General features: G+C 71.0%; 2 protein-coding genes. Both read right to left on the bottom strand.

The genetic code is table 11. From position 1 onward, the window contains the following. Positions 1-82: 82 nt before the first annotated feature. Positions 83-274, bottom strand: coding sequence for a ferredoxin (locus tag ACWF9Z_RS26860; RefSeq protein ID WP_453605971.1), 192 nt, complete (start codon positions 272-274; stop codon positions 83-85). A 40-nt stretch (positions 275-314) separates the two neighbouring features. Then, on the bottom strand, positions 315-1,547 hold the full coding sequence (locus ACWF9Z_RS26855; RefSeq protein WP_453605969.1) for a cytochrome P450: 1,233 nt from the start codon (positions 1,545-1,547) through the stop codon (positions 315-317). Between the last annotated feature and the right edge of the window lie 227 nt (positions 1,548-1,774).

Genomic DNA, 1,774 nt, shown 5'->3' with positions numbered 1-1,774 from the left:
GTTTTGTGGGATCTTAGATGTGTATAAGATACCGGCCCCGACCGGGGCACCCCACCGCCGTTTCGCCGTCATCCCCGGTGTCCTAGCCGACCACGGTGACGGCGCGCTCGGGGCAGGCGCCGGCGCCGCGCCTGGCCTGGTCCTCCTGTCCGGGGACGACGTCGAACTCGCCCTGCTCGTTGAAGCCCTCGTCGGTGACGACGTACACGTCGGGCGCCAGAACGACGCACATCGAGTGCCCCTGGCAGCGCTCCCGGTCGACGCTGATTCTCATCTGATGGCTCCGTTCCGGAATGTCGGGGTGGCCGGGTGGCTCACCCGAAGGTCAGGTCGAGGTTGTGGACGCCACGGGCCGGCGAGTAGTGGTGCACCGGCGTGGTGCCCGGGGTGAGGCGGTAGCTCGGGATGCGGGTGTGCCACTCCTCCAGAGCGATCTGCAGGATGCGGCGTGCGACGTGCATGCCGAGGCAGCGGTGCGGCCCGATGCCGAAGGCCAGCTGACGGGTCGACTCGCGCTCGAAGTCGACCTGGTGCGGGCACTGGAAGACCTGCGGGTCGAGCCCGGACATACCCCAGGAAAGCAGCACGCGGTCGCCCTTGCGCAGGGTCACGCCGTGTCGCTCGACGTCCTGGGTGACCAGCCGGCCGGTCGAGGAGACCGGGGAGTGGCGCAGCAGCTCCTCGACGACCGTGGGGATGCGCTCGGGGTTGGTGCGGATGACCTCCTGGACCTCGGGGTGCTCGGCCAGGTAGAGGAAGATCAGGCCGAGTGCCGAGGTGGTGGTGTCCAGGCTGGCCAGCATGGACACGAACAGGGCGTTGACCATCTCGTCCTGGGTGGGCCGACGGCCGTCGTACTCGGCCTCCAGCAGCTTGCTGATGACGTCCTCGCGGCCCTCGGTGCCCTCCGCGCGGCGGCGGTCGATGGCGTCGCTGAAGAACTGCCAGAGCGGCTGGTTGGCCTTGCGCAGGTCCTCGTCGGTACGGGCGTTGGGGATGCCCACGTGGCGCAGCCAGTGCTTGTGGTCGAGCAGCGGCTGGAGGTGCTCGCGGCCGATGCCGAAGTTGATCAGGAACGCCTCGGCCGGCAGGACGACGGCGAAGTCCTGGATGAACTCGGTGTGGCCCTCGGCGACGAGCGGCTCGATGGCGTCGGCGGCCGCCTGGCGCAGCTGCGGGGTGAAGTGGCTCACCACGCGGGGGTCGAACAGGTTGGAGAGCGTCCGGCGCCACTGGCGGTGCTCTTCGCCGTCGAGCTGGATGGGGATCTGCTTCTCGGGGAAGAGCTGGCGGTGAGGGATCACCAGCTCGGCGCTGGAGAAGATCTCCGGGTTGCGGGCGGCCCACTCGATGTCCTCGTAGCGGGTCAGGATCCAGAACCCGCCGCTCTCCTCCGAGCGGATGACGGGGCCGAGCTCGCGCAGCTCGTCCCAGTACTCGACCGGGTCCTGCAGCCAGGGCTGGTACAGGCTCCAGTGGCGGGCCCGTTCCTCCGCCGTGGCGGGTGCCTGCACGGCGCTTCCGCCGGTGCCCTCGACGACCGTCATTGTCGAACCCCTTCAGGTGGTGGCTCGCCGCCGCCGCGGGCCGGTGGACCGGGCGGCAGGCAGGATGTCCTGCCCAGGCTCGGCGCAGCGGCTAACGGTCACCTTGCCGAGGCCTAAAGCGGCCCCGGCGGGGGGGGGGGGGGGGCGGCCAGCCGCGGGCCGCGGCGAGCCGGGCGGGCGCGCCAAGAGATGGGGCGAGGCGCGGCGGGGGCGGGGCCGGGGGGGAT

This window comes from Streptomyces sp. NPDC054961, assembly GCF_053609145.1.
This window is presented reverse-complemented; position numbering and strand designations above follow the sequence as displayed.